Source organism: Falsiroseomonas oryzae (assembly GCF_027856955.1).
Taxonomy (GTDB): domain Bacteria; phylum Pseudomonadota; class Alphaproteobacteria; order Acetobacterales; family Acetobacteraceae; genus Falsiroseomonas; species Falsiroseomonas oryzae.
Genome location: NZ_JAPSMD010000502.1, coordinates 1 through 3,502, shown reverse-complemented (window position 1 = coordinate 3,502; position 3,502 = coordinate 1). Strand labels below are relative to the sequence as shown.

General features: G+C 74.0%; 4 protein-coding genes. All 4 read right to left on the bottom strand.

Translation table 11 applies throughout. The features are described from left to right. Positions 1–505 (bottom strand): response regulator (locus tag OZN99_RS27790; RefSeq protein WP_270938468.1); only part of this gene is annotated, 505 nt, incomplete at its 3' end. Beyond that, positions 502–876, bottom strand: a complete 375-nt coding sequence (locus OZN99_RS27785) for a response regulator (protein ID WP_270938467.1) — start codon at positions 874–876, stop codon at positions 502–504. The genes OZN99_RS27790 and OZN99_RS27785, both read right to left, overlap by 4 nt. After that, positions 873–1,337, bottom strand: a complete 465-nt coding sequence (locus OZN99_RS27780; RefSeq protein WP_270938466.1) for a chemotaxis protein CheW — start codon at positions 1,335–1,337, stop codon at positions 873–875. Before OZN99_RS27780 ends, OZN99_RS27785 begins: the two co-directional genes overlap by 4 nt. Before the next feature lie 18 nt (positions 1,338–1,355). Next, on the bottom strand, positions 1,356–3,502 hold a 2,147-nt coding region (locus OZN99_RS27775), incomplete at its 5' end, for a hybrid sensor histidine kinase/response regulator (RefSeq protein ID WP_270938465.1).

Below are 3,502 nucleotides of genomic sequence, written 5' to 3'. Positions count from 1 at the left end.
CGGCCGGCATGGGCGCGCGCCCCGGAGAGGGCCGGCGCATGCGGGCCCAGCCCGCGACCTTCGCCCGAAGTTCCTCGCCGAAGCGCGGATCGGCCATGCCGCCCTGCGCCGCGGCGGGCTTCGGCACGTAGTCCACCGCGCCCGCACGCAGCGCCGCCATGGTTGCCGCGGCGCCGCGCTGGCTCAGCGCGCTGGCCACGATCACCGCCGTGCCGGGGGCGGCACGCAGGATCAGCGGCAGCGCCGCCAGCCCGTCCAGCACCGGCATCTCAAGGTCGAGCAGCACCACCTCCGGCCGCTCCGCCGGCGGCATCGCGGCCAGCATGTCTACGGCCTGCCGGCCATCCGCCGCCTGCGCGACGACGCGCAGCGCCGGGTCGCGCGCCAGCAGGCGCTGCAGCGCACCCCGCGCCACCGCGCTGTCGTCGCACAGCATCACCCTGACGCTGTCCTTCGCGACGCTGCCCTGCGCGGCGGGCCGCGTCGCGGCCAGCGCCGGCGTCACGCCGCGTCCCGCAACAGGCCGAGCTGCGTCAGCTTGCCGCCGAGGATCTCCGCGTCGAAGGGCTTCATCACGTATTCCTGCGCGCCGGCCTCAAGCGCCTGCAGGATCTTCTCCTGCGTGTTCTCGGTGGTGCAGAGCATCACCACCGGGCGCTCGGCGCCGTGCTCCGCGCGCGCCGCGCGCAGGAAGGACAGCCCATCCATCACCGGCATGTTCCAGTCCAGCAGCACGAAATCCGGCAGCGCCTCCCGGCAGGCGGCCAGCGCCTGCGCGCCGTCCTCCGCCTCCCGCACGGCGAAGCCGAAGCCTTCCAGCAGGCGCCGCGCGGCCTTGCGCACCACGCGGCTGTCATCCACCACCAGGCAGTTCATCGCACGCCCCCGATCGTCAGCAGACGCTCCACGTCCAGCAGGATCAGCAGCTGCCCGTCGCGCTGATGCACCCCGCGGGAAACGTCGCGCCACACCGCATCCAGCGTCGGCGGGTTCGGCGCGCGGTCGGCGGCGGCGAGCGGGATCACCTCCCCCACGCCGTCGGCCAGCATGGCGTAGAGCTCGCCACCCTGCTCGACCACCACGCTCATCGGCTGCGACCCGGCCTCGCGCGGCGGCAGGCCCAGGCGGCGGCGCAGGTCCACCGCGGTGACGATGCGCCCGCGCAGATTCATCGCGCCCTCGATCTCGGGCGGTGCCAGCGGGATCGGCGTGATGGACTGCGCGCCGAGCACGTCGCGCACGACGAGCACCGGCACGCCGCAGGGCTGCCCGCCGACGGTCAGCGTCAGCGCGAGATCCGCCTCCGTCGCGGCGTTCTGGATGGCCTGGTTGCGCATGGCGCGTCTCCCTCCGCGTCAGATCGAGAGCGCGACGGCCAGGCAGGAGCGGAGCGACTCCACCAGCGCCTCCCGGTCGTATTTCGGCACGAAGTCGGTGAAGCCGGCGGCCCGCGCCTGCGCCAGCGCGGCCGGGTCGGCACGGCCGGAGAGCGCGACCAGCGGCAGCGCCGCCCAGGCCCCACCCTCCCGCACGGCGCGGGCGAAGCCGAAGCCGTCCATGCCCGGCATCTCGATGTCGGAGACGATGGCGTCGAACTCGGCGCCGGCCTCGCGCAGCGCCAGCGCTTCCGACGGCTGGCCGACCGCCACCACCTCGTAGCCCGCAGCCGACAGCGTCGGCACGACCAGCTCGCGGAAGAAGGCGCTGTCCTCCACCACCAGCAGGCGTCGCGCCGCCTCCGCCGCGGCGCCCGGCCGGAACCAGTCGCCGCCGGCCTGGCGCAGCCACCAGGCGGTGTCGATCACCTCCGTCACCTTGCCCGCGACGACGGCGGAGCCGAGGAAGCCCGGCCGGTCGCCGCCGCCCTTCACCTCCAGCCGTTCCTCCACCACGTCCAGGATGGCGTCCACCATCAGCCCCAGGCTGCGCTCGCGCTCGCTGAACACCAGTACGGTCTGTCGCCCGCGCTGCTCCGCCTCCGCCGAGAGGCCGCCGCCGGTCATGGACAGCAGCGGCATCAGCTGGCCGCGATACTGCACCACCGGCGCGCCGCCGGACTGCTCGATGCGGTCCACCGGCAGGTCGTCCAGCCGCGCGACGAGGCCGAGCGGCACGGCCTTCGGCGTCGCGTCGCCGGCGCGGAACAGCAGCAGCGCCGTCTTCTCGGAGGAGCGGACGGCACCGGCCTGCGCCGCGCCGGCGCGCAGCCCCGCCCCTTCCGCCGCAACCCCTGTGGCGCGCGCGATCCCGTTCGGGTCGAGGATCATGATGACGCTGCCGTCGCCGAGGATGGTGTTGCCGGAGAAGACGCCGATGTGCCGCAGGATCGGCGGCACCGGCTTCACGACGATCTCCTCCGTGTCGTGCACGCGGTCCACGATCAGCCCGAACAGCGAGGGGCCGACCTGCGTCACCACGACGAAGCCCACATCGCCACCGGCGCCGTCCTGCGGCGGCTCCTCCTCCAGCCCCAGCACGCGCGCGAGGCCTACCAGCGGCAGCAGCCGGTCGCGCAGGCGCAGCACCGGCGCATCCTTGATGCGCTCCACCTGCGCGCCGGAGGCGCCGCCGACGCGCACCAGCTCCAGCACGCCGATCTGCGGGATGGCGAAGCGCTCGCCCGCCACCTCCACCACCAGGGCGGAGACGATGGCCAGCGTCAGCGGGATCTTGATGGTGAAGGTGGTCCCGCGGCCGAGCGTGGAGGCGACGTCGATGGTGCCGCCGATGCGCTCCACATTGGTCTTCACCACGTCCATGCCGACGCCGCGGCCCGACACCGCCGTGACGGCGGCGGCGGTGGAGAAGCCGGCGCGGAAGATGAAGCGGTGGATCTCGCGGTCGGACATGCCGGCCAGCTCGGCCTCCGTCGCCAGGCCCTGCGCGACCGCCTTCTCCCCGATGCGGGCGGTGTCCAGGCCCTTCCCGTCATCGGCGATCTCGATGAGGATGTGGCCGCCCTCGTGATAGGCGTTCAGCGTGATGCGGCCGGTCTCCGGCTTGCCGGCGGCGCGGCGCGCTTCGGTGGATTCCAGCCCGTGGTCCGCGCTGTTGCGCACCATGTGCGTCAGCGGATCCTTGATCAGCTCCAGCACCTGGCGGTCGAGCTCGGTCTCGGCGCCGCGCATCTCCAGCTCGATCTTCTTGCCCAGCTCGCGCGCCAGGTCGCGCACCAGCCGCGGCAGCTTCTGCCAGGCATTGCCGATCGGCTGCATGCGCGTCTTCATCACCCCGTCCTGCAGGTCCGACGTGATGTGGGACAGCCGCTGCAGCGGCACCGAATAGGCCTGGTCGTCGCGCGCGCGCGCCAGCTGCATCAGCTGGTTGCGCGTCAGCACCAGCTCGCTGACCAGCGTCATCAGGTCCTCGAGCACATCGACCGAGACGCGGATGCTCTGCGGCGGCGCGGGGCCGCCCGCGGCCTCGGCCGGCGCCTCCACGACCGTCTCAGCCGCCGGCTCCGGCGCCGCCTCGACAGGGGGTGCGGCGGCCGGCGCGGCCG

Bases quoted from the DNA above. Each gene is read 5' to 3' on its own strand.
- OZN99_RS27785 (WP_270938467.1), bottom strand. From the start codon at position 876: ATGAACTGCCTGGTGGTGGATGACAGCCGCGTGGTGCGCAAGGCCGCG.
- OZN99_RS27780 (WP_270938466.1), bottom strand. From the start codon at position 1,337: ATGCGCAACCAGGCCATCCAGAACGCCGCGACGGAGGCGGATCTCGCG.